Source organism: Streptomyces sp. NBC_01439, from assembly GCF_036227605.1.
Taxonomy (GTDB): domain Bacteria; phylum Actinomycetota; class Actinomycetes; order Streptomycetales; family Streptomycetaceae; genus Streptomyces.
Genome location: NZ_CP109487.1, coordinates 6,400,919 through 6,423,554, shown reverse-complemented (window position 1 = coordinate 6,423,554; position 22,636 = coordinate 6,400,919). Strand labels below are relative to the sequence as shown.

Annotated in this window: 22 protein-coding genes and 3 tRNA genes; 18 read left to right on the top strand and 7 right to left on the bottom strand. The window is 70.2% G+C overall.

The window, feature by feature from the left end; genetic code table 11:
* Positions 1-11: 11 nt before the first annotated feature.
* Positions 12-1,859, bottom strand: coding sequence for a dynamin family protein (locus OG207_RS29025; RefSeq protein WP_329102304.1), 1,848 nt, complete (start codon positions 1,857-1,859; stop codon positions 12-14).
* Positions 1,856-3,790: a dynamin family protein gene (locus OG207_RS29020; protein ID WP_329102303.1), complete on the bottom strand. Its 1,935-nt coding sequence runs from the start codon at positions 3,788-3,790 to the stop codon at positions 1,856-1,858. The genes OG207_RS29025 and OG207_RS29020 overlap by 4 nt, the downstream gene beginning before the upstream one ends.
* Before the next feature lie 1,372 nt (positions 3,791-5,162).
* Here OG207_RS29020 and OG207_RS29015 point away from each other — a divergent pair.
* Positions 5,163-5,846 (top strand): GOLPH3/VPS74 family protein, encoded by a 684-nt coding sequence (locus tag OG207_RS29015; RefSeq protein ID WP_329102301.1) that lies wholly within the window; start codon positions 5,163-5,165, stop codon positions 5,844-5,846.
* 606 nt (positions 5,847-6,452) lie between these two features.
* On the opposite strand, the gene OG207_RS29010 is transcribed toward OG207_RS29015, so the two are convergent.
* A complete protein-coding gene (locus OG207_RS29010) occupies positions 6,453-7,103 on the bottom strand; it encodes a SigE family RNA polymerase sigma factor (protein WP_329102299.1) in 651 nt (216 codons plus the stop codon).
* 199 nt (positions 7,104-7,302) lie between these two features.
* Between OG207_RS29010 and OG207_RS29005 the strand changes: the two genes are divergently transcribed.
* From OG207_RS29005 to OG207_RS28930, 16 genes are all read left to right on the top strand, one after another.
* The gene (locus OG207_RS29005) at positions 7,303-8,658 is read left to right on the top strand and encodes a YcaO-like family protein (RefSeq protein WP_329102297.1); all 1,356 of its coding nucleotides are present in this window, start codon (positions 7,303-7,305) and stop codon (positions 8,656-8,658) included.
* 8 nt (positions 8,659-8,666) lie between these two features.
* A complete protein-coding gene (locus tag OG207_RS29000; protein WP_329102295.1) occupies positions 8,667-9,296 on the top strand; it encodes a TOMM precursor leader peptide-binding protein in 630 nt (209 codons plus the stop codon).
* 11 nt (positions 9,297-9,307) lie between these two features.
* Positions 9,308-10,951 carry a hypothetical protein gene (locus tag OG207_RS28995; protein ID WP_329102293.1) on the top strand — a complete coding sequence of 548 codons (1,644 nt, stop codon included), beginning with the start codon at positions 9,308-9,310 and terminating at the stop codon, positions 10,949-10,951.
* Positions 10,948-11,700 carry a nitroreductase family protein gene (locus tag OG207_RS28990; RefSeq protein WP_329102291.1) on the top strand — a complete coding sequence of 251 codons (753 nt, stop codon included), beginning with the start codon at positions 10,948-10,950 and terminating at the stop codon, positions 11,698-11,700. Before OG207_RS28995 ends, OG207_RS28990 begins: the two co-directional genes overlap by 4 nt.
* Before the next feature lie 35 nt (positions 11,701-11,735).
* On the top strand, positions 11,736-11,921 hold the full coding sequence (locus OG207_RS28985; protein ID WP_329102289.1) for a thiocillin family RiPP: 186 nt from the start codon (positions 11,736-11,738) through the stop codon (positions 11,919-11,921).
* 32 nt (positions 11,922-11,953) lie between these two features.
* Positions 11,954-12,127 carry a thiocillin family RiPP gene (locus tag OG207_RS28980; RefSeq protein WP_329102287.1) on the top strand — a complete coding sequence of 58 codons (174 nt, stop codon included), beginning with the start codon at positions 11,954-11,956 and terminating at the stop codon, positions 12,125-12,127.
* Positions 12,128-12,203: 76 nt separating this feature from the next.
* The gene (locus tag OG207_RS28975; RefSeq protein WP_329102285.1) at positions 12,204-12,377 is read left to right on the top strand and encodes a thiocillin family RiPP; all 174 of its coding nucleotides are present in this window, start codon (positions 12,204-12,206) and stop codon (positions 12,375-12,377) included.
* 43 nt (positions 12,378-12,420) lie between these two features.
* Positions 12,421-12,600: a thiocillin family RiPP gene (locus OG207_RS28970; protein WP_329102283.1), complete on the top strand. Its 180-nt coding sequence runs from the start codon at positions 12,421-12,423 to the stop codon at positions 12,598-12,600.
* Between the two features lie 204 nt (positions 12,601-12,804).
* Positions 12,805-13,905 carry a hypothetical protein gene (locus OG207_RS28965; RefSeq protein ID WP_329102281.1) on the top strand — a complete coding sequence of 367 codons (1,101 nt, stop codon included), beginning with the start codon at positions 12,805-12,807 and terminating at the stop codon, positions 13,903-13,905.
* Complete coding sequence (locus OG207_RS28960) at positions 13,902-16,385, top strand: hypothetical protein (RefSeq protein WP_329102279.1); 2,484 nt, start codon at positions 13,902-13,904, stop codon at positions 16,383-16,385. Before OG207_RS28965 ends, OG207_RS28960 begins: the two co-directional genes overlap by 4 nt.
* Positions 16,382-17,269, top strand: a complete 888-nt coding sequence (locus OG207_RS28955; protein WP_329102277.1) for a thiopeptide-type bacteriocin biosynthesis protein — start codon at positions 16,382-16,384, stop codon at positions 17,267-17,269. Before OG207_RS28960 ends, OG207_RS28955 begins: the two co-directional genes overlap by 4 nt.
* Positions 17,270-17,393: 124 nt before the next feature.
* Positions 17,394-18,413, top strand: a complete 1,020-nt coding sequence (locus tag OG207_RS28950) for an ABC transporter ATP-binding protein (RefSeq protein WP_329102275.1) — start codon at positions 17,394-17,396, stop codon at positions 18,411-18,413.
* Positions 18,413-19,171, top strand: coding sequence for an ABC transporter permease (locus OG207_RS28945; RefSeq protein WP_329102274.1), 759 nt, complete (start codon positions 18,413-18,415; stop codon positions 19,169-19,171). Before OG207_RS28950 ends, OG207_RS28945 begins: the two co-directional genes overlap by 1 nt.
* Before the next feature lie 38 nt (positions 19,172-19,209).
* The gene (locus OG207_RS28940) at positions 19,210-19,647 is read left to right on the top strand and encodes a hypothetical protein (protein WP_329102272.1); all 438 of its coding nucleotides are present in this window, start codon (positions 19,210-19,212) and stop codon (positions 19,645-19,647) included.
* The gene (locus tag OG207_RS28935; RefSeq protein ID WP_329102270.1) at positions 19,644-19,985 is read left to right on the top strand and encodes a winged helix-turn-helix domain-containing protein; all 342 of its coding nucleotides are present in this window, start codon (positions 19,644-19,646) and stop codon (positions 19,983-19,985) included. Before OG207_RS28940 ends, OG207_RS28935 begins: the two co-directional genes overlap by 4 nt.
* A gap of 32 nt (positions 19,986-20,017) precedes the next feature.
* A complete protein-coding gene (locus OG207_RS28930) occupies positions 20,018-20,305 on the top strand; it encodes a hypothetical protein (RefSeq protein WP_329102267.1) in 288 nt (95 codons plus the stop codon).
* Positions 20,306-20,420: 115 nt separating this feature from the next.
* On the opposite strand, the gene OG207_RS28925 is transcribed toward OG207_RS28930, so the two are convergent.
* The 4 genes from OG207_RS28925 to OG207_RS28910 all read right to left on the bottom strand — a co-directional run bounded on the left by OG207_RS28925 (position 20,421) and on the right by OG207_RS28910 (position 22,097).
* Complete coding sequence (locus tag OG207_RS28925; protein ID WP_329102265.1) at positions 20,421-21,215, bottom strand: 5-deoxy-glucuronate isomerase; 795 nt, start codon at positions 21,213-21,215, stop codon at positions 20,421-20,423.
* A gap of 467 nt (positions 21,216-21,682) precedes the next feature.
* A tRNA-Ile gene (locus tag OG207_RS28920) sits at positions 21,683-21,756 on the bottom strand.
* A gap of 190 nt (positions 21,757-21,946) precedes the next feature.
* A tRNA-Asn gene (locus tag OG207_RS28915) sits at positions 21,947-22,019 on the bottom strand.
* Positions 22,020-22,024: 5 nt separating this feature from the next.
* Positions 22,025-22,097 (bottom strand) — tRNA-Asn (locus OG207_RS28910).
* A gap of 145 nt (positions 22,098-22,242) precedes the next feature.
* Here OG207_RS28910 and OG207_RS28905 point away from each other — a divergent pair.
* Positions 22,243-22,545 carry a YtxH domain-containing protein gene (locus OG207_RS28905; RefSeq protein WP_329102263.1) on the top strand — a complete coding sequence of 101 codons (303 nt, stop codon included), beginning with the start codon at positions 22,243-22,245 and terminating at the stop codon, positions 22,543-22,545.
* Positions 22,546-22,636: the final 91 nt, after the last annotated feature.

Genomic DNA, 22,636 nt, shown 5'->3' with positions numbered 1-22,636 from the left:
CTCTCCTTGGTTCATTCGTTTTCCTCCCCGACCCGCACGCCGCTGGCGAGTGCGGAACGGATGCGGCCGGCCAGCTCCGTCGCGGCGCTCGCCAGGCGCGGCCAGTCCGTACCGGATGCCGATGGTGCTTCGGCCGCCGCCCGCCGGGCGTCCGCCCAGGCCCCGTGGGACTCGCGGAGTCGGGCGAACACGTCCGCGTAGACCTCACCGAGTGCGTCGACGGCCCGCCGCTGGAAGGCCCCCGCACTTTCGTCGACCGCCCGCACGAGGACGGCGTCGACCTGGCGGCGCCGCTCCTCGGTGGCGTTCCTGATGTGCGTCTCGGCCAGCAGACCGCCGACCAGGCTCAGGACGCCGCTGTAGAGCATCGGTGGCGCTCCGGACCGGCCGGAGCCTGATCGCTGGCGCTGGCGGGCGTAGGCGATCAGAAAACCGAGGATCGAACCGCCCTGGGCGCCCAACCGGGTGGCCAAGCGGGTCTTGGACAGGCTGGAGACCTCGCCGGCGACGTCCGCCTCGGCGGACAGCTCCAACGCCCCGGGCAGTGGGCTGCGCGCCGCACCCGGCAGCCTGTGCGCCACTTCCCGGTCCAGCCAGTCGGTGTCCGCGGCCATGGCCGGCAGCAGGACCGTGCGTTCGGAGCTTCGGGCCAGCAGAGACAGTTCGTGCCCCAGCCGGACCGGCAGGTCGCGTTCCCACCAGGTGCCCGGGTCGGAGGCCCGCTCCAGGTCCCAGCGCAGCCGTTCGATGATGCCGTCGCGCCCCTTCTGGACGTGTTCACGCAGACGGGTACCGAGCTGGAGTTGACGTGCCGTCAAATTGCCTTGGATTCGGTCCCACTCCCTGTCTTCGCTCTCCCGCAGCGCTTGCGCCAGCTCGGCCCGTTCCGCGACCTCCTCTTTCGACAGCCGACCCGCCGCGTCGGCCTCGGCGGCGATCTGGGCCATCACCTCGCAGTGGTCCGCCACTTGGGCGGCGATCGCCCTGTCACGCCACAGCGCCCGTTCGCTGTCCCGCGCGAACCCCTCCAACAGCGAGCGCAGAGAGGCGAGCTCGGACTCGCCTCCGCCGGGCGCCGGGGCGATCAGCACGGGCAGGCCGGACAGTCGTGCCCTGAGGTCTCGCACGGCCTCCTCGCGGTCGTCACCGTCCACCAGGTCCAGCATGGTCACGACGACGGCCACGAAGGGTACGTGCCGACAGAGGACCTCCTCTTCGAGGAGGCGCCGCTCGGTGATGCTCACCGGGGAGAGGGCCGAGACGACGAACAGCACGGCGTCGCTGCCGGCCGCGGTCCGGCGCACCTGCTCGAACTGCTCCTCCGTCCCGGAGTTGACCCCCGGCGTGTCCACCAGTTCTGCGTCCAGACCGGCGAGCCAGTCATGCGCCACGGTCACGGTCACGGCGGGCTCCGGGGGCGCTGCGGGAGCGCCCGGCTCGCGTTCCGTCGGGGGCCCGATCAGCCCGTCCCAGAGGGTGTCGTCGTCGAGCTTGCGCCGTTCACGGCGGCCGTCCGGCCAGCCGAGGGTCAGTCCCTCCTCGTCGGAGGCCCGGATCACCACGGGTGCCCACGTGGCCGGAAGGGGCCCCGTCGGCAGCAGGTCACGGTCCAGGAGCCGGTTGATCACCGTGGACTTGCCGCGGTTGAACTCGCCCACCACCGCGATCCGGAACGCGGGCCGGCCGCGCCCGGCGGCCAGCAGGTCCAGCGCCTCCCGGATGGAGTGCTGGCCGTGGTCCTCGGCGAGCTGGCGGGCCTGTCGCAGCCAGCCGGGGGCGGCGCTGGCGACATCGGCCACGGGGGTGGCGGGTTCGTCTTCCGGCGGTGAGTCCGCCGTGGGCGGGGGTGTAGTGGTCACTGGTCACGGCTCCTCGGGATGGGGACGTTCCGGCTGGTGCGGCGCCGCAGGGCGGCGACTTCGTCACGGCGCCGTCGGGCGGCCACCGCGGTTTCCTCGGCGTGAGCGATCCCGGCGGCCAGTTCCGCCCGCCGCCTGTCATGGGCTGCGGTGAGCCCGGCGATCTCCTCGCGCCACTCGTCGTCGTACTGCCGACGCAGCGCGGCGACGCTCTCTGCAAGGCTGTCCGCGACGCGCGGCAGGCAGGAGGCGAGGGCGCCGATCTCCTCGTGCGCGGCCGCGATGACCGGGCTGACCTGCTGCAGGAACTGCTCCCGGGTCGCATCGGGGCCGCGGCGCCCGATGAGCGCGCCGAGCACGCCACCGACGACGGCGCCGATGCCCGGGACGACGAGACCGCCGGCCAGGGCGCCGGCCATCGCCCCGCCGCCGGTACGCCATTTGCCGCTGGCGGTCAGCTGGGTGCCGATCGCGCTGAGCGCGCGGTCGATGTCGGACATGTCCGGGGCGGGCGGGTCCGGCCACACCACCGGTGGCACGGGGGGAGCCGTCCTGGTCTCCCCGGCCAGGTCGACCAGCGCGCTGTACTGGGCTTCGAAGTCACGGGCGAGTTCCGCGGCGGCGGCGCTCAGCACCTCGCCGGCCCGGTTCGCCGTCCTGCGGGCGGCTTGCTGGGCGTCTTGCCGCAAGTGGTTCCGGACCAGACGGGACACCTCTTCCGCGGCGCCGGCCAAGTCGTTGATCTTCTCGCCCGCCACCGCGTTGCCGACTTTCACTTCTAGCGTCGTACGGGAATGCGGTGACGCCCGGTTCAGGGCGGGAGTCAGCTCGGTCGCGGCCCGGTGCCGCGTGCGCGCGGCCCAGGTGTCGAGGAAGGCGGGGAAGTCCGGCAGCGTCAGGGCCGCCAGCTCGCGCTCTCCCCGGCCGAGCGCGGCCCGCCGGGCCTCGGCCGTCTCCTCCACCGCCGCCAGCAGTTCCGAGAGCAGCCCGAGCGTCGTGGCGGCGACGGCCGACCGGCGGCTGTCCGCGGCGAATTGCGCGATGCTCGCCTCCACCTCGAGGAAGGACGCGAGATGGCCCGGCCCGCGGACGCCGACGGCCTCGATCTCGCCCAACGCCTTGCCCGGGGCGCAGGGCAGCAGCAGTGGATCCGTGCATCCCAGTTCGCTGAGCCGGCGCTCGACCACCGCGACGGCTTCGGAGCGTTCGTCTTCGTCGAGGAGGTCGAGCTTGGTGAGGACGAACGCGCACCGGTCGTGGTGATCACGCAGCGGACCGGTGAGGAAGTCCACCAGGGTCAACGACATCGCCGCGACGGCGGGCACCACCACGAGCGCCACGTCCGCGTGCCGCGCCGCGGCCTCGGCCAGCTCCCGGTGCCCCCGCTCGGTCACGTTGAACCCCGGGGTGTCGATCACCGTGACTCCGCCGCCCAGCAGCCGGACCGGCGAGAGCACCCGCAAACTGGCCACCTCGTCCGCCAGTGCCGTGGTCAGCACCCGCTGCAGCGCCCGCTCCAACGTGTCCGGCCCGGCCTCCCGCCCCCGCCCCGCCCACCCGGCGAACGGCGCGGACGGCCACTCCAGGTAGGAGTCGTCCGCGGTCCTCACCGTCAGTCCCTCGGCGCCCTCGCGGTATTCCAGCACCGTGGTCGTACGCGTCGTCACGCGGGCGGAGGAGGGCAGCAACCGGCGCCGCAGGAAGGCGTTGAGCAGGGTGCTCTTGCCACTGGACGCCTCACCGAAGACGGCCACCCGCAACTGCGGGTCGGCTGCCCGTGCCTGGACCGCGAGAAGCCGGGCCCGCAGCTCGTCGGACCGTTCGGTCGGCAGGCCGAGGCCGTCGAGTTGCCCCTCGATCCACCGCAGATGCCCGCTGACCACAGAGGTCCAACCCGCTCCGAGACCGTCAACCACCAGCTGTTCCGTCACGGCGTCAGCGTATGAACGACAGGATGGTCAGCTCCTCGTCACATGATGGGATCGGCGGCGACAATTCCCGGCGCGAGAAATCCGGCCGTGCGAGGAGCAGTCGCCGTGATGGCGGGCCACGCGAGCGGGCCATCTCCCGGCTCCGTCCACCCGGCCGCAAGGACCTTCCGCGAGCGGCGTGGTCTTCCCGGGGCAAGGCCTTGAGCCGGCCGCCGGAACGGGCCGCGGCGCGGCCGGGCGCCGCTGATGCGCGCCGCCGGGGTCGCCGTTCCAGGGCGACGACCGCCACGGTCCTGTACGGGCGGGCGCGACGCGGCAGAGGAGGCGGCGTTCCGCGTGCCGCGCCGACGGCGCGAGCAGGTCACCCGGGGGGCTCGCTCCCGGGCGGTTCCCCGCCACAGGCGTGCGCCCGGCCCGCCTGAGGGCACAACGGCGCCGGAAACACCGAAGCCGCAGGTGCGATCGTTTCTGCACCTGCGGCTCGCAGTGGGGCGGGTGGGACTCGAACCCATTTCAGTGACGCGTCTCACCTGCCACGATGCCGAGGGATCGGACATATCTATCCGTTTCCATCTGCCTGCATCCTCCTCAATCCCGCTCCGACGGGGAGTGTTAGGCGTTCGCCACACCGCTTCCTCTGCGTCCCGCACTCCCACCACACCCGCGGAGCTTCGGAAAACTCCGCCCGCCAGGGTTCTCGCTTCACTACGCGGGTCGCCCCGGGCTCCCCACACTCTGACCCATACTCGCCTACTGCGCACAATTACTTTGCGTAGGGCCGCACTGGGGGCCGGGCGTCCACACGCTGAACGTCCTCGCCCCCACCGCCGGCTGCTGGGCGACCCTCGGGCCGCGACAGGGAGTCGTCGGTTCAGCGGATCAGGTGGTTGAGCCCTACCGTGACCGCCGTGGTCACAGCAGTTCCCCCAGCCACACGGAGGAGGTGCGTGAGGATGCCCTTCCGACATGCCGGGCGGCGGTCCCGGACGGGTCGGCGACGGATGGGGTAGCGCGTACGGTGATACACGGGCCCTCCAAGGGGTGCCAGGCCCTCGTGCCGCCGACTTTGCGAGAGGGAGCGGCGCGAGGGCGTTTCGTTGCTCCCCACTCTGGGCCAGCGGAGCCTGAGAAGTCCCGCTCGATCGCCCCAATCCCGGTGTAAGTTCCAGCCCATGACAGACCAGCCGGGCGAGTGGTCGGCCGGGACGGCTGACGACTTGGTGGAGGATGCCCGCTCCCTGGGAATCAAGGTCAGTCCGCGAACGGTCCACTGAGCCAGTCGGCGGCCACCGGCAGCGCGGCGTGCTCGGTAATGTCCTCGGGTGGCAGGACGCAGAACGGGAACTGATTCCCGTCTCGTACGTTTCAGGGGATGGAGTTGAGTGACGGGGGGACCAGCGTGACCGTGACACTGGCCGAGGAGATCATGCTGCTGTCGCTGGACGATGAGTCCGGGACGGTGCGTGAGCGGCAGGCCTGCCAGTGGGCGGTCGCGGGCGGGATCGTTCTCGATCTGGTGCTGGCCAGCCGTGTGTCCGTGGACCGGGGCCGGATCACCGTGGTCGACACAGCCCCGACGGGGGTCGCGCTGCTCGACGGACGGCTCAGGACGATCGATACCTGGGCGGCGGGGACGCGCCGACCGCCGAAAGTGACGGCGTGGCTGACCAAGGACAACCGCAAGGCTCTGGACGCCACCGTCGATTCCCTTAGGGATCGCGGCCTGGTCGGCCACGAGCAGCGCAAGGTGTTGGGAATGTTCCCGGTATGGCGGTTTCCCAAGGTGGACGGCACGGTCGAGAGCGAACTGCGTGTGCGGCTCGAAGAGGTTGTCCTTCGGCACGCCGAGCCCGACGACCGCTCGGCTGGCCTTATCGCACTACTGCACGGTGCCAAGCTGCACCGCCTAGCATTCCCCGACCGGCCGCCGAGAGAGGTCGTTCCGCGGATGCGGGAGATATCCGAGGGCCAATGGGTCGGTGAGAGCGTCCGTAAGGCGATACGGGAGATGCAAGCGGCGATGACCGCAGTTGCTCTGGTCACGATGAGGAGCTGACCACGGGGAGCCGCTGCATCGGGATTGCCGGGCGTTTGTCCGGACCAGTGAGCCGGAACGGTGCGGCGATACCCGTTACTCGAATTCTCCCTCTGGGTGGATGTTCTCAGCGGATCCACGGATTCTCGCGACGAGTTCTTCGTCGCTCAATGCAGGGCGCGGGGCCGATGCCGAACCGAGGAGGGTGCGCAAGGTTTCGCGGAGTGACTCGGAAGCATCCCGCTCGCATCCCGGTGCTTGATCTCGCATATTCTCACTCACGGCTCAACCCTATGGGAAATAGAGGGCAGAATAGATTGGCCTCATAAGCAGTTATGGGATCGCTGGTCACCGCTGGCCCCGCAGAGGATTCCTGTCCGTCTCCCGGTGAGAACCCCCTGGTGATGCCCTTGCATACACCCGGTCCCCAGAGTGCCGGGCCACCGCCCCCTTGGCAAGGGGACCGTCCCCGGCGGACCGGCCCCGTGGCCGGGGGCCGGCCGGACCACGCACGGGAAGGCGTCCTCACCCCAGCACCGATACGACACAGACACTCGCATCCACGCAGGCCAGCACCCTTCCTGCTACCGGGCCGTCAGATCCGCGCATCCCTCGGCATATCCGGGGTCAGTCCTCGTGTCGACGGGCCCCCAGCTCGCCGAGTCGTTCGCGCAGGATCCGCAGCGCCCGCGAGGTGGAGCTGCGAACCGTCGAGGAGGAGCAGTCCATGATTTGCGCGACCTCTTCGATCCCCAGGTCCTCCCAGTAGCGCAGGTAGACGAGGCCGCGTTGCCTCGGGGTGAGGGTGGACAGTGCCTTGAGCAGGACCAACCTGTCCCCGATCTGAGCCAACTCCTCGGGTGCGGGCTCGGGGTCGGGTAACGATTCCTGCAGCAGCTCGCGGGTCCAGCGATGCCTGCGTCGTTCGTCGATGAAGAGCCGCACCATCACGGTGCGGGTGTAGGCGGACAGTGCGTCGTGATGATCCAGCCGTTCCCAAGCCCGATATACGGCGATCAGCGTCTGCTGTACGAGATCGTCAGCAGCGAACCAGTCCCCCACCAGCACGAAGGCGTTGCGTCTGAGTGCCGGTCGAACGCCTACGACGTGCCGTTCGAAGTCATCTTCGTGCGCCTTGTCCAATCTGTTCATCCCCGTTTCAAGATTCTTTGTCTTGGCGAACAGCGCCCCGACCTGTCCACCACGTGTAGAAGGTTGGAACCGTTCGCAGCAGATCGTGAACCCGAGCCGCGCACGGCGTCCAACGGAGTCAAACATGTCATCTGCTCTCCCGCTAGTGACCAGAAGATTGTGACCAGAAGACCCAACATGGCTTGCGGTGAGCTGGCCTGATGGCGCGAACTGGAATTGCACTTGTCCGGAATGAGGGAATCAATTTGCGGCTTCAACGAACGCGAATAGGTCGAGATATCGGCTGCGGCTCGGCCGGATCTCAGACGGTCGAGGAGGGCGGGGAATGAGGACGCTTCAGGCGACGCCCCAGGGTGCCGCGGTGCCCGAATCCCTGCGCCGGATCGGAAGGCTGGTGTCGCCGTACGGGCTCGTGTCGAGGCTCACCTGGCTGCCCGTAACCGAGGGCGAACCTGACTTCGCGGTCTTCTCCGGATCTCTGGGCGACCCGGGAGCCGTTCTCGCAGCGCAGTCGGAGTGGACGCACGACGCTTCCTCCGGCAACTTCGACGGGGCCGGCGGAGCGCTGGACCGCGAGACGGCGGCCCACCTCGCGGCCGCCGAATCCCTGGAGCGGTACTCCTCGTGCGCCTGGTCCCCGCGGGACATGATCTGGGCGACCGCCGAGGAACTTGGCGAGGACGCCATCCCGCCCTGGGAGTGGCCGAACCTCGCACCGGCCGAACTGGCCGACCCGCGCTGTGGTCTGGTCCCCACCGACCGGCGGATGCCGCTGCGCTGGGTCGAGGGCTGGTCCCTCGCCCGCGGCCGGAAGGTGTACGTCCCGGCCGTCCAGGTCTATCTGAAGTGCTCACCGGAGTCGGCCGCGGAGCGCTTCGTTCACCCGGTCTCCACGGGCTGCGCCACCCACGCCGACCCGCTGGCCGCGATAGCCAACGGTCTGATGGAAGTCGTCGAACGGGACTCCATCGCCCTGACCTGGCTCCAGCGCCTCCGGCTGCCCCGACTGGAGTTCGCACTCGACGGCCTGGCCCCGGAGCACCGGGCGTTCGTCGAACGTGCGGCCAACGAGAACATCCGCACCCTGCTCTTCGACGCCACGACGGACCTCGGCATCCCGGTCATCTACGGGGTGCAGCTCGCCGACCACGACCCCGATCTCGCCCAACTCGTCGTCGCCACATGCGACACCGACCCCGGCAAGGCCATCGCCAAACTGCACCGGGAGGCCGCCTCACTGCGCATCGCGCTCCGCTCCCATGCGAGCCGGCACACGAACCCCGACGACCCGCAGGACATCGTCAGTGTGATCGGCGGCGCGCTCCTCGCCGGGAAGCCCGACCAGCGCCACCGGTTCGACTTCCTTCTGAAGGGCGAGCGCCCCGTACGGGCCTTCACGGACCTGCCGCGCCCCGCGAAGGGAGCGGAAGAGCTGCCGTGGTTGCTGGAGCGATTGTCCCGGGCCGGCTGCGAAGTCGTAGTCGTCGACATCACGACCGACGAGGCCCGCCAGGTGGGTGCGACCGCCGTACGGGTCATGGTGCCGCAGCTGATGCCGCTCTCCTTCGCCCACCGGGCCCGCTACCTCGCCCATCCCCGCCTCTACGAGGCCCCCCGCGCCATGGGACATCCCGTGCACGACATCGACGGCATCAATCCCGATCCGCAGCCCTTCGCATGAGGTGGGTCATGAATCGTCACCTGCTCGTACTCGCCTCGGGAGCCTTCGGCAAGGACGTCGCACGACGTCTTCAACACGACCCCCGGGAGCGCGGACACGACATCACCCTGATGGAGATCGACGAGGGCACCCACCCGAGTCTGTGGCCCCGCGCCGACCTCATCATGTTGGCCACCTCTCATAAACGGCCCCGTATCGACGAGGCGACGGACCGGGCGGCTTTCGCCTGGGGCACTCCCTGGTTCGGAGTGCACACCACCGCCACCGAGGTGCTGTGCGGCCCCGTGGTGGTCCCGGGCCGCACGGCCTGCCACCAGTGCTACGTGCGCCGCCGCATCCAGCACAGGCGGCCCGAGCACGGCACCGTCGACACGGGCGACCGCTACCCGACCGGCTATCCGGTCCACGCCGTCGGCATCGCCGCCGCCTTCGCCCGGCAAGCCATCGAGGAGGCGCTGGGCACACCCGGCGACGAGGAGGCGATCGGCGGCACCGTACGGAAGTTCGACCAGATCACCGGCGCCACCAGCAAGGCCTCCGTGATCGCGGTGGACCGCTGCGAGCGCTGCCGCACCGCCGCCGATGGCGACGAACTGTGGCGCCGACTGGTGTCGATCACCGAAGGGCGGACAGCGTGAACGATCGATCCATGATGACGGCCGAAACCGTCGGCTCCGCCGCACGGTTCGACCCGCAGCTGCGCATCCCCCGCCGGCCGCGGCTGCGCCGGGGTCTCGTGGTCGTCATCGAGGCCGACCAGGTGGTGGTGACCGGACCGCCCAAGAAGCAGCTCTTCCGTGGCAGGTCCGCCACGGAGATGCTGCCCGGGCTGCTCGCCCTGCTCGACGGCGAGCGCACGCATGACCGGCTCGCGGCGGAGCTCGGGATGCCCGAAGAGGTCGTGTTCAAGGCACTCTCGTTGCTGTGGACCTGCGGCGTCGTCGAAGAAGGACCACCGCGGGGGACGGAACGCGAAGCGGTCGCGGATGTCGACGACCGCCTCGCCGACTACCTGTCCCGGGTGGGCAGCGCCACCGAGGTGAACCCCTGCTGGGAGGAGGCGGCCGCCCGCCTGCGCACCGCCGAGATCGAAGTCTTCGGCGACCCGGCCCTCGCCGCGTTCCTGCGCGACGAGCTCACCGGCTCCATGCGGGTCACCCTCGCCACCGGCGACACCCCATCCGAACGGGCGACCCTCGCGGTCTGGGCCGATACCGGAGCCGGCGGACTGGGCACAGGTCCCGGTGCCGGCCGGGACGTCCTCGCCGAGCACTGCTGGGACAAGGGCATTCCGATGCTGCGCCTGAGCGTGCGCGGTCGCCGTGCGGCCCTGGGCCCGCTGGTCGACCCCCGTACCACGCCGTGCCTGGACTGCCTGACCGCCGACGACGAGGACGACGACCGTACGGCCGGCGTCGGCGACCACGAGCTCGCCACCGCGCTGTTCGCCCGCGACGTGTTCGCCGCGGTCTCCCGGACGATCCCCACACCGCTGCCGATGCGCTGGCGTCTGGTGGACCTGGAGACCCTCGGCCAGCGGGACACCGCCTCCGCAACCCGACCCGGCTGTCCGCGCTGTTCCGTAGCCGAGGGGCCGGTCGTTGAACGCGCCGCGCCGGCCACGCGCTTCGAGGCGTCCGTGGCCATGCCGCCGAAGGAGTTCGCCGACCTCAAGGCCCACCAGATGCACTACAAGCCCTCCAACCTGGCTTTGCAGCGCGTCTCCCGGACCTGGCCGGTCGCTCCCGCCGTCGAGCTCCCGCCACCCGACCACGACCGGCTCGACCGGTCCGCCCCGCGCCAGGACGCCGCGCGGCCCGGGCCGGACACGCTGTCGCTGCTGCTCTCCGTCACAGCGGGAATCAGGGCCGACAACGCGGACAAGGTGGCCCGTTGGACGGCAAGCGGCGGCAACATCGGCTCGGTGACCGCATACGCCGTCGTCCGGGACGTACCGGGCATCAACCCCGGCGTCTACGGCTACGTCGCCTCCGAGCACCGCCTCGCCCGTCTGTCCTCCCGGGTCGACGCCCTGCCCGGTGACCAGCCGTTCAGCATCGTGCTGACCGGCGACTTCCCCAAGGTCGCCCGGAAGTACTCCGCCTTCGCCCTGCGGATCGTCCTGCTCGACAGCGGCTGCGCCCAGGCCACCGCCCGGGAGGCGGCCCACACCCTGGGCATCGGCTTCGCCCTACGCCCCCGCTGGGACGACGAAGCCATCGCCGCAGCCCTCGGGACGAACCCCGACATGGAACCGGTCACGGCCGTCATCGATCTGGGAGACGCCACATGAGCAGCCCGCACGACCTCGCGGCGGAGCTCCTCACCGCCTTCCGGACCCCCGCGGCCGCGGGCACCGACACCGTGCCGGCGCCCGAGCGGCCGGCGGCCCAGCCGCCCGCACCCCTCGGACCGCCCGTCCTCTTCACCGCCCAGCAGCGGGACAGGTCCTCCCTGCTCACCGTGCTGGAGAAGCGCCGCTCCATCCGATTCTTCGGACCGCAGCCCATCGACGCCTCACTCATCGCCGACGTGGCCGCCCGGGGCATCGACGCGGACCTCGCGTCCTGGCCGCAGGAACGGGAGCGGCTGCCGCTGCAGATCAACGTCGTCGCCTTCCGGCTCAGTGGCCTGGAACCCGGCATGTACGGCCTCGAGACGGGCAGCGGTACGCAGCGGTCCTATGTCCCGGTCGCACCGCTGCCGGAGGGCGAGGCCCTGCACGACCTCACGATCCAGCGGGAGTTCTGCGACTCCGCCGCCATCGTCTCCCTCGCCGCGGACCTGGACCTGGCGAGCCGCCTCCACGGCGCCCACGGCTACCGGACGCTCATGACCCGAGCCGCGGCGGCCGCCTACACGATGTGGCTCGACGCCGTGGCCGTCGGACTCGTCGGCACTGTCTTCGCCGGGTTCATCCCGGCCTCCGTACGGCTGCCGCTGCGCAGCGACGGGGCCAGCCGGCACCAGCTCTTCGCCCTGGCCCTGGGCGGCGCAGTCGTGCCGCCCCCCATACCTCCGGGGCCGACCGGCCACCGGTGATCCGAGAACCGACACCAAGAGAAGGAAGTGATCCGATGACCGACGCCAACGCGTGGGAGCTCGACCTCCACAGCGTCGACCTGGGCGACGACGCACTGTCCATCGAGCAGATCCCCGAGGGCGTGGCACTGGGGACCTTCAGCACGGCCTCCAGCGCGACCACGGCCAGCTGCCCGATCAGCAGCGCCGGAAGCATCATGACCGCCAACTGCACGGGCTGAGCCCGGCTCGTCTCAAAGAAGGGAAACAAACCATGCCCGAACTGGAACTCTACGTCCTCGACGACATCCTTGAGGACTCCCTCGAGATGGAGACGCTGTCGGAGGGCAACGCCCTCTCGTCGGTCTCTACCGCAGGATCGGCCAGCTCGGCCTCCTGCCCGGTGACCACCGCCTCCTCCTTCACCTCGTTCTCCAGCTACACCTGACAGGCCCGGAGGTGCCAACGGCTCCTCCTCTCCGCGCACGTCCTACACAGAGCCCCGTCCGAAGGGAAAACGATCAGTGGACATCAACGAGGACGCATTCGACCTGTACGCCCTGGATGGCGAGCTGTCGGTCGAGGAGCTGCCGCAGGGCAACGCACTCGGCTGCTGGTTCTCCGCCGCTTCGGCGTCGACCGCGTCCTGCCCGGCGACCTCGGCCGCCAGCGTCGGCAGCGCGTCGACGTTCGGCTGACCGCTCCCTCGCGGTCGCGCCAGTCTCAGAAGGGACATCTCCTGTGAACGAGAACAGCACGGACAAGCTCATCGACCTCTACGCGATGGACGAGGAGCTCTTCGTGGAGGAGCTGCCGCAGGGCAACGCCCTGGGCTCCTTCTCCAGCGCCACCTCGGCGAGCTCCTTCTCCTGCCCCGCCAGCTCGGCCAGCAGTGCCACCACGGCGTCGACGTACGGGTGACCGGACCCGGCAGGCGGTGCCGCACTGGCTGACACCGTTTCAGCACCTGCCCGCCGGGCACGGCTCCTTCCTTCCAGCGGCGTCGTCACCGGCGCCGCTGGAAGGCAGCTTTCTCATTTCGCAGCATCCTGCAACGCAGGGCCCTGGGTCAACGGGTCGCGGCCCGTCGGCCCAGGGCGTCCAGGGGTACAGGAGAGGTAGACAGTGATCAGTTCGCCACCAAAGCTCCGAGACGAGCTGGAGGTCATCCGCGGGATGGACGACATCCCGCTGATCTTCGATCCGGTCACCGGGAACTACCACCGCATCACCCGCGCCGGCGAAATGGTGCTCACCTATCTGGACGGCACCCGCACCCGCGATGACCTCGTCGTCTTCCTCTCACGCGCCGACCAGGAGCGCGCCGGAGCGGTCTCCCGGCAGATCGACACCTTTCTGGCCGCCCTGGACCGGAGCGGGCTCCTCGAGGGCTCCGAGCTGCCCGACAAGCCGCAGGACGGCAGCCGCGTGCGCACGTCCATGCTGATGCCGCGGATCATCCTGACCCGCTCCCTGCCCCGCCTTCTCGAACCCGTGGCCGCGGTACTGCGCGCCGTGCCGGCGACACTGCTGGTGCTGATCGCGGCACTCGGCGCGCTCGCGGGGTACACATTCGGCTTCCACACCCTCTTCACGGCGATGCCACCCCCGCAGGATCTGGCCGGGCCCGCGTTCCTGATCGCCACGGGCGTGATGCTGCTGTATGTACTGATGCACGAGACCGCCCACGCCTTGGTCGCCCAGATACTCGGAACGCCGGTCCGCGGACTGGGAGTCGCGCTGCTGTTCTACTTCATGCCGGTCGCCTACGTGGATCGCACGGACGCCTACCGCTTCCGGGGACGCGGCGGCCGAGTCGCCCTGGCCATGGCCGGCATCCTCAGCGACGGCTGGTTCTGCGCACTGTCGGGCGCGGTCGCTCTGAACTCGGCCGGACTGCTCAGGGACACAGCCGCGCTGCTGCTGGGGATGCAACTCCTGATGCTGATCGTCAACCTCAACCCGCTCATGCCCAGCGACGGTTACACGGCCATCGAAGCGGCGACCGGACTCACCAACGCCCGGGGGCGCGCGTTCGCGCTGCTGCGACACACCGTCCGGCGCCAGGAACTCCCCGCGCACCTCGCCAACCTCAGCAAAGTGGCCCGCCGCGGCCACATGGCGTACGGACTGTTCTCCATGGCCTACGTCTGCTTCCTCGCCTACGCCATGTTCCACGCCCTCCCGGTCACCGTGGACCTCGCCCTTTCGGCGGTGGGCCGATGACCTCCTTCGTCATATCCCCCGTCGCGCTGACCCGGGTGGCGGGCCTGCCCTCCGACACCCTCGACCTGGTCGCCCCGGCCACGCGCAAGCTGCTGGCCGAACACGCCGCCGCCGCGGAACGCCTGAGCTCCCTGGCCCCCGAACTCACCGAGGCCCTCTTCGCGCTCGTGCCCCGCCTCGACGACGACGTACCGCTACGCCGCCGGGCCCTGGCCGCCAAGCGATCGGTCAACCGCCTGGACCCGCTGCCCTGGGACGAGGACGTACGGCACCGCCTGGCCGAGCGCCTCCCGCCCGCCGCGGCCCCCCTCCTGGACGACTGGGAGCGTCTCGTCGGCGAACGGCACGCGCTGCTCGAGCAGCTGACCGCCCAGCTCGCCGAGGACCGGGACCAGGCCGTCGAAGCACTGCACCGCACTCTCGAACACGGCGGGGACACCGCCGACGGCGCAGGGGAGCGCGGCTTCGCCGCATCCCTGGCGATCGCCGCGCCCGACTGGATCCGGCACCGCGACCACAAGGCCCGGTCGGCGAAGCAACTGAAGACGCTGTACTCGTACGTCGCCCGTGCCGCCGTCAAGACGAGCCCCTTCTCCGGGCTGACCACGGTCGGCGAGGCCGGATCGCAAGGACGGGGCCGCGTACGCAGCCGTACCTCCGCGACCATGGCCCACTTGGCGCTGCGCCGGCTGGCGCGCGACCCGTCGACGGCCGGCCTGCTGCACTACCGCGTCGCGCCCGTGCGCCCCGGCACCGCCACCGAACCGGAGGGTCTGCTGCTCCACAGTGAGACGATCATCACCGAGGGCGTCGTGTGGCGCCACGACCGGGCGGTCGAGGCCGACTACGCCCTGCCCTCGTTGGCCGGCCTGCGCTCCGGTGCCACGTTCACCGAACTCCTCACCGCCGTCGGTGGTGCCCGGCCCTTCACCCGGTTCGTTCGTCTGATCGACACCGGTGTCCTACAGCCCATCCCTCCCTGGGACAGGAGCGAGGCGCCGTTCCCCGTTCTGGCCGCGCTGCTGGAAGGGGGCACCACCACGTCCCCGATCGGGCGCAGCGACCTGTCGCGGGCCCACGACCTGGGTGACGGTATGTGGCGGCACGACGCAGAGGGGCGGATCAACGCCGCCGCGGAGCTGCGGGACCTCACCGGCGGTTGGAACGAGCACAACGACCGGAGCGAGCGCAAACCCAGCGGGCTGATCTACGAGGACCGGGAGACGGACCTGGGTCTGCCCGACCCGCTGAACGTCCCCGCGGTCCGGGCCGACCTCACGGCACTGGGCGAGCAGATGCGACCGTACGTCTTCCGCTCACACCTCTACGACTTCCTCCTGGAACGCTTCACCGCGGAGTTCGGCGCCGGCGGTGTCTGCCGGGACCCGCTCGGCTTCCTCATGCGCCTCACCATCGACCGGGACGCCAATCCGCCGCTCGACCGCGCGCTGTTCGCCGACATGGCCAGCCGCCGTGACCCGGCGGACCGCGCATGGCTCCCGATCGGGCCGACCAGCGCCCCGCCGAACGCCGGAGTCTTCTTCCAACTGGAGGCGGCGAGCCATGCCGACATCGAGGCGGGCCGCTACCGTCTCGTCGTCAACCAGTACGGGGCGGGCACCGGTGGACTGTTCAGCCGCTTCGGCCGGCTCCTCGGCGACGGCTTCCGCGAACGCCTCGCCGCGCACATCGAAAGCTGCTGGCCTGGCCTTACCCGCCGCGAGCTGGTGGTATGGACCGATTGCAACACCGTGCAGTCCGAATGCGGCGGCCTCCTGCCGCCGTTGGTCCTGCCGGGCGAGGTCGAGGCCGCGAACGGGATCACCCTGGACGACACCGTGCTCGCCCACGACGCCCGCACCGACACGCTGTCCCTCTTCGACCGCGACGGCGACCCTGTCGGGCTGGCCTACCTGGGGCTCATCCCCCAGCATCTGCTCCAGTCCTACGTCCGGCTGCTCGCCATACTCGCCGATCCCTGGGTCAACGGATCGCCGCACTCCGACTACACGATGACCAAGGCCCACGAGCTGGGCCCGCTCTGCGGCGACGGCGTGGTGGAACTCCCCCGCGTCACCGACGGCCCCGGGAACCGTCTCGTCACCCGCCGCGCCTCGTGGATCGTTCCGGCCTCCGCGATCCCCCGCCCGGAGGGCGGCGAGCACGACGCGACCGACCTTGCCGTCCGGCTCGACGCCTTCCGACGCGCGCACGGCATTCCCGAGGAGGTCTTCGTGCACCAGCTCGGCGGCGCAGGCAGCGCCCCCGGTATGACTGCCGACCGGAAACCCATGTGGGTCTCCCTGGCCTCTCCACTGTCCGTAGGGGTCCTGCACCACTGGCTCAGCCCGCAGACCAGTCACCTCCGGCTCGTGGAGGCACTTCCCGGGCGCGCCCTGCACGCCCAGCGCGACGCCCTCGGCCGGCCCAGGGTCACCGAGCACGTAGCCCTGCTGGCCTGGCCCGAGGAGAACCGATGATGCCGACACCGCACCACTGCACGGACCGCGCGGACCCGGGCATGGAGACGGACTGGTGGTACGTCCGCGCCTACCCGGGACACCCGGACGCCATAGACGAGGCCACCCGGGTACTGATCCCCTGGCTGGCCGCGCGGGCATCCGAGGAGAAGGCATCCGCGTGGTTCTTCACCCGCTACTGGGACATGAGCGGTCATCACCTACGGCTGCGCCTCAGGTGCTCCGCCGATGGGATCGACCGCGTTTACGTACGCCTGCCCGAGCTCGTCGGGCTGCTGCACACGCTCGACAAACCCACTGCCTCGGAACGCCTCGTGCCGGGCTCCGTACCGCAGGGGCTGCCGATGGTCAAACAGGCCCGGTGCTGCTTGTACGCACCGGAACTCGCCAAATACGGAGGAGCGCGCGGGGTGGCCAGGGCCGAGGAGCTCTTCACGGCTTCCTGCCAGTGGTACGCCGACCAGCGGATCGGCAGCCTCGCCCCGCTCTTCGACCGGGCTGCGCTGGCCGTCTCGTACATGAGCACGCTCGTCCAGGCGGCGCTCCCCGACCCCCAGGCGCGGACGGCGTTCTGGACCGCCCACCGCCGCCAATGGGGGCGGCAACTGCGCATGGCCGCGCCCGACCAGGCGGTGCTGCGCAGCCTTCTCGGCCGTGCCGCGCAGGGCACGGGGGAGGCCGCGGCGCGCCTGGACGCACCCCTCCGGGAAAGCGCGGCGCGGCACGTCGGGACGGTCGTGCGCACCCTCGACGCTGCGGCGGCCGACGAGAACCCCGTACCGCGGGAGGAGTTGCTCCTTCATTACCTGCACATGGACCTCAACCGCTGGGGCTTCGTTCCGGCCGAGGAGAGCCTTCTGGGCGTGCTCGCTTCCGCCAACTAGCCGCGAGCCAAATCCAGTTACCTTTCCCCAACCACTTGCCAATTTGGAAAGTGGTTGCCAAGCTGACTGGACAGCGGTACGCACGGCAAGACCTCGGTGGAACCCGATGAGAGGTAGATGCGGAATGGCTGAACGAAGCCCGTCCCACGACCCGGTGATCCTGCTGGAGAACGTCACCAAGCGGTACCCGGGCCCCCATGGGGACGTCATCGCCCTGGCCGGCATTGACCTCTCGGTGCGGCCGGGGGAGATCTTTGGTCTGCTCGGCCCGAACGGAGCCGGCAAGACCACCACCATCGAGACCCTCGTCGGCCTGCGCCGCCCCACCGGAGGCACCGTCCGGGTGCTCGGATACGACCCCGTGGCGCAGCGGGACGAGATCCGCAAGTACGTCGCGATCCAGCCGCAGCACGCCGCCGTGTTCGAGCAGCAGACGGTGGCGGAACTCCTGCGCGTCTGGGCCTCGCTCTATCCCGACCCCGAGACCCCCGACACCATCATCGACCGGATGGGCCTGTCGGCCTCGCGCGACGTCCGGGTATCGAAGCTCTCCGGCGGACAGCGCCAGCGCCTCCTCGTCGGCACGGCACTCATCTCCCGCCCCCGTCTGCTGGTGCTCGACGAGCCGTCGACGGGCATGGACCCCAACGCACGGCAGGAACTGTGGGACGCGATCCGCGCGCACCGCGGTGCCGGCGGAACCGTACTGTTGTCGACGCACTCCATGGAGGAGGCCGAGATGCTCTGCGACCGGGTCGCCGTGCTGCACAAAGGCCGGGTCGCCGCTTACGGAACCCCGCAGGACCTGATCAACACCCACGCGCCCGAACGCGAGGTGCACTTCACCGTCCCGGTCGGCACCGACCTCGCACGGCTGCGCACCGCGCCCGGGGTGTCTCACATCGAGAGCCACGACACCGGCGGCAACACCCGGGTCATCGTGCGGACCAGCGACTCCGACGCGGCGTTCGGCCTGCTTGCCGGCCCGCTCGGAGCCCGCCACATCCAGATCAAGGAGGCCGGCCTGGAAGCGGTCTTCCGCCTCCTCACAGGTGTCTCCTTCCACGAAGCGGGGGACGGCGCGCAGCCGCCCACCGGGCACGATGCCGCGCAGCCCGCAGAGACGAATGGTGTGATGGCGTGATGTCCTCGTCCTCGCGTGAGCTGACGCTCATGCACGCCCGGGAGCTCGTACGCGACGGGAAGTACTTCTACTTCGCGCTGTTCTTCCCCTTCGGGATGCTGGCCATCTTCCTCGGCCTCGGCTTCACCATGCCGAAGGACTCCGGTGCCCCGGACTTCCTGCAACTCGTCTTCCCCATGGCGATCTTCCTCGCCGTGACCAGCGCGGCCCTGACCGTCACCGCCGGACCGCTGGCCAGCCTGCGCGCCAAGGGAACCCTCCGGCTCCTGGGCACCACACCTGTGGGGCGGGCCCGCCTCGTCTTCACCCACATGATCGCCAGGATTCTCATGGTCACCGTCCAGGCGGCGGTCCTGCTCGTGCTAGCGGTCGCCCTCGGCAAGGTGGAACCGAGCAGCCTCCCCGCGCTCTTCGGCATCACGCTGCTCGGCCTCGCCATGTTCGGGGGCGTCGGGTACCTGATCGGTGGCCGTCTGGCCTCGCCGGACGCCGCCACCAACGTCGGTACGCTCGTACAGCTGGCGGCGCTGTTCCTGAGCGGTCTGGCGTTCCCGCTGGAACTCATGCCCGATGCCGTTCGCACCACGCTGAGCCTGCTGCCCACGTCCTTCTTCGCGGACCTCATGCTCACGCAGATGCCACAGGGCGAACCGACCCACCCGGTGTGGCTGTCCGTCCTGGTCGTCACCGTCACCACTGCCGTGGCGGTCGTCCTCGCCGTCCGCACCTTCAAGTGGGACCAAGGCGAGGCCGCGTAGGCACGGGCATGCGACGGAATCCTCCCACGAAAGGCGCGATGATGGACAAGAAGGAAGCAAGGGAAGCCCTTGCGTCGGCGGACGCACTGGCGTCCCGGATGCGAGGGGGAAACCGGCGACCCGGCCCGGTGGTGTTCCTCCTCGGCCTGGCGATGATGGTGATGACGGCCGTCTACGGACTGCTGATCGAGCCCTCTACGCAGTACGCCGTTCCGGTCGTCCTGCTCATTCCGTTCTTCGCCCTCGTGATCTACACGGCGACGCGGCCGGTACTGCCCCGCCACTACCGGACCCTTTACGCCCTCACGACGACGGCCGGCGCGGCTGTCTACACACTCGTCGTCACTCTCGGCACGGTGTTCTTCTCCGGCGAACCACTCTGGTGGGTACCGGGAGCCGTCCTGTGCGGCATGCCCTTCTTCGTGATCGGCGTGCTCGAACGCAAGGCGGCCCGCACCCCCGGGGCCAGGCCGTGACGCATCCCCGCAAATCCCTCGACACCTTGATCCACGCACCGGTGCGGTTCTCCATCGCAGCCGCACTGGCCTCGGTCGATGAGGCCGATTTCAGAACGCTCCGCGACACCATCGAGATCTCGGACTCGGCCCTCTCCAAGCAGATCACGCTCTTGGAGCAGGCCGAGTACGTGAAGGTCCGCAAAGCCTTCGTCGGCAAGCGGGCCCGTACCTGGCTCTCCCTGACGGCTAAGGGGCGCGTGGCCCTCACTCGCCACTTGGCTGCCCTCCGCGACATCGCCGAGTGGGAGCCGGAGCAGACAGCTGAACTCGGTGCCCGCCAGGGCAGCGAGGAATGATCCACCTACCACCCCGACGAAAGGAACTCGATATGAACCGCTCGATACGACGCGTCCTGCACGGTGCGGTCCTCGCCACCGCCTTGGCGGCGGCGGCTCCCCAGGCCTTCGCCGCAACCACCGCACCACAGCCGCCGGCCTCCTCGTCGAGCTTCGGCACGCCCCCCGCCGGCTACGTCCACGAGCAGTCCTTCCGCGGCACGGCCGCGGCCTGCCGGGCAGCGGGCCAGGCGGGCATCGCGGAAGACAAATGGACCGCGTACTTCTGCTACCAGGCACTCCCCTTCACACCGTTCCAGGAGCTCTACGTCAAGAAGTAGGACAGCCTCGACCCCCGCACACCCGCCCCGTGCGGGAGTCCGGTCCTCGGCTCGTTCCACGCGCCGCACGCCAGCGCAAGCAGCGTCTCGGGCAGGACCTGCCAGTGGCTGGGCCTCACGAGCACCCCGCAGGAGCCGGGGGCCACCGGTCGTGGCCGCGGATCGCTTCGACGACATGACCTTGCGCGACAACGTGATCACGGATGTAGCCACCACCTCGGCGCGATCGGGCTGGAGCGCCAGCGTCTGGGCAGCACCGGCGGGGTCCAGGCCACTTACCAGGACATGGCCGCCGTCCTGGCCCGCCTCGCCTGAGCCCGTTCTTCATCTCACCTTGGCCGTGGTCGACGGCGGCCAGGGAGCGGTCGGTGATGACGGTCGCGGTGGCGTCGGCGGCCTGGTGGTCGTCGTCGTAGGTGAGCAGGACGGCGAAGCCGGTCGGCGGGTTCAGGTGGAACGCGAACGCCTCCTGTACCGCGGTCTCGTGGGGCGGGTTGCTGGGGTCGTGGAGGTGGGGCGGGTAGGTCGACCAGCGGCCGTCGCGGGCGAGGGTCTCCCCCAGCTGCAGGCGGACCGAGAGCGGCGGGGTGATCAGGGTGGTGACCTCCCGCTCCCAGGAGCCGTGCCCGCGCACTTCGACCACGGCGCCGGGCCCGCCGAGCAGCACCGGGGCCCTGCCGGTGGGCGGGGTGCCGGGCGGAAGCGGGCTGGAGACGTACGCGATCGGCGCCACGGCGGTGAACGCCGTGGAGGTCCCGGCGGGCAGGTACCAGCCGCGGGCCGGGCCGGTGAAGGGGTTGTCGCGGTCGATCGTTTCGCCGGTGCTGGAGGTGGGGGTGCCGGCCAGCAGGACGAGCGCGTGCTCGCGGCCCGGGTCGGCGCCGGTGGTCGACACCTCGGTGGTGGCCACCTCCGCACCGGTAGGTCGGGCGCCACGACGGGCTCCGCCACGCCGCGGCCGTCCGCAAGCCGAGGGCGAACAGCACCACTCCCATCAGTCGAGCGATTCCGCGTCGGAAGCACGGGGTCTGGGGTTGCGTCTGCGCGTGCGGAGCTCCACGTGACGACTCCCAGCCAGACGAGATAGACACCGTCGTCGAGACCGAGGACCTTCACCACGGTCAAGGCTTAGGCCGAGGCCATGACCAGGGCCGAAAGCCCGACCGCGGCGAAGGTCGACGCTGCGATGGCACCCCATGCGGCCGTGGGACCAACCACCACCCATCCCACCTATGAGCAGGCAAACCCCCAGGTCAAGAGCCTCTGGGGTTCCCGCGATGCAGCCTTCGCCTCACGTTCGCCACACCGACACGGGGATCCCACGGCCACAAAAACCGCGTTTCCGCAGGTCAGAAGGTTTCTTCTGACCTGCAGTAGTGGGGCGGGTGGGACTCGAACCCACGGCCGACGGATTATGAGTCCGCTGCTCTAACCGGCTGAGCTACCGCCCCTTCACGGCGTGGCGCGTACACGTGTGCGCGCCGTCTGCCGCAGCATAGCCGCTCATACGATCTCCTGCCTCAGATGCCCCGCATGATCGGCTTCGCCTGCTCAGAGAGACCGTTCTGAGGGCTGTCCGGTTCCCGAACGGGGCGACAAAGAAAAGAAGAGGACCCCTCGGGGTCCTCTTCCTCTTCCTTGCTCCCCCGGCTGGACTCGAACCAGCAACCCTCCGGTTAACAGCCGAATGCTCTGCCAATTGAGCTACAGGGGACCGCGCTCCCCCGACTGGACTCGAACCAGTAACCTGCCGGTTAACAGCCGGCTGCTCTGCCAATTGAGCTACAGGGGATTGCTGCGGTGCATCGAACAGCCCACCTCCGGCGTTGCCGGGGGGCGAGTGCCCGTTGCGAGTCATAGATTAGCGCAAGCAGGGGGGTGCTCCGCCAATCGGTATCGACAGCGGGCCGGGCACCACACGACGAAGGGTGACAGGCATGCGGTACAAGGTCACGTTCGTGGTCGGACTGGCCCTCGGGTACGTGCTCGGAACCCGGGCCGGACGCGAGCGCTACGAGCAGATGCGAAAGTCCGCGCGGCAGCTCGCGCAGAACCCCGCGGTGCGCAACGCCGCCGAAACCGCGGGTCAGACCGGGCGCGAGTTCGCCGGGAAGGCCTTCACCGCGGTGAGTCAGAAGGTCGGCGACGCCGTCCCGGACTCGCTCTCCGGGCGGGTACGGGGGCTGCGCGGCCGGGCCGGCGGCGCCGGCGAGGACGACTGGGGCACCAGCAACACCTGAGCACCACGGGTCCGCGCGCCGGGGCTCACGGGATCCATGAGGTTCCGGGGGCTCCGGACCGGTCGAGTCCGGCCCCGCGTGCGGCAGAATT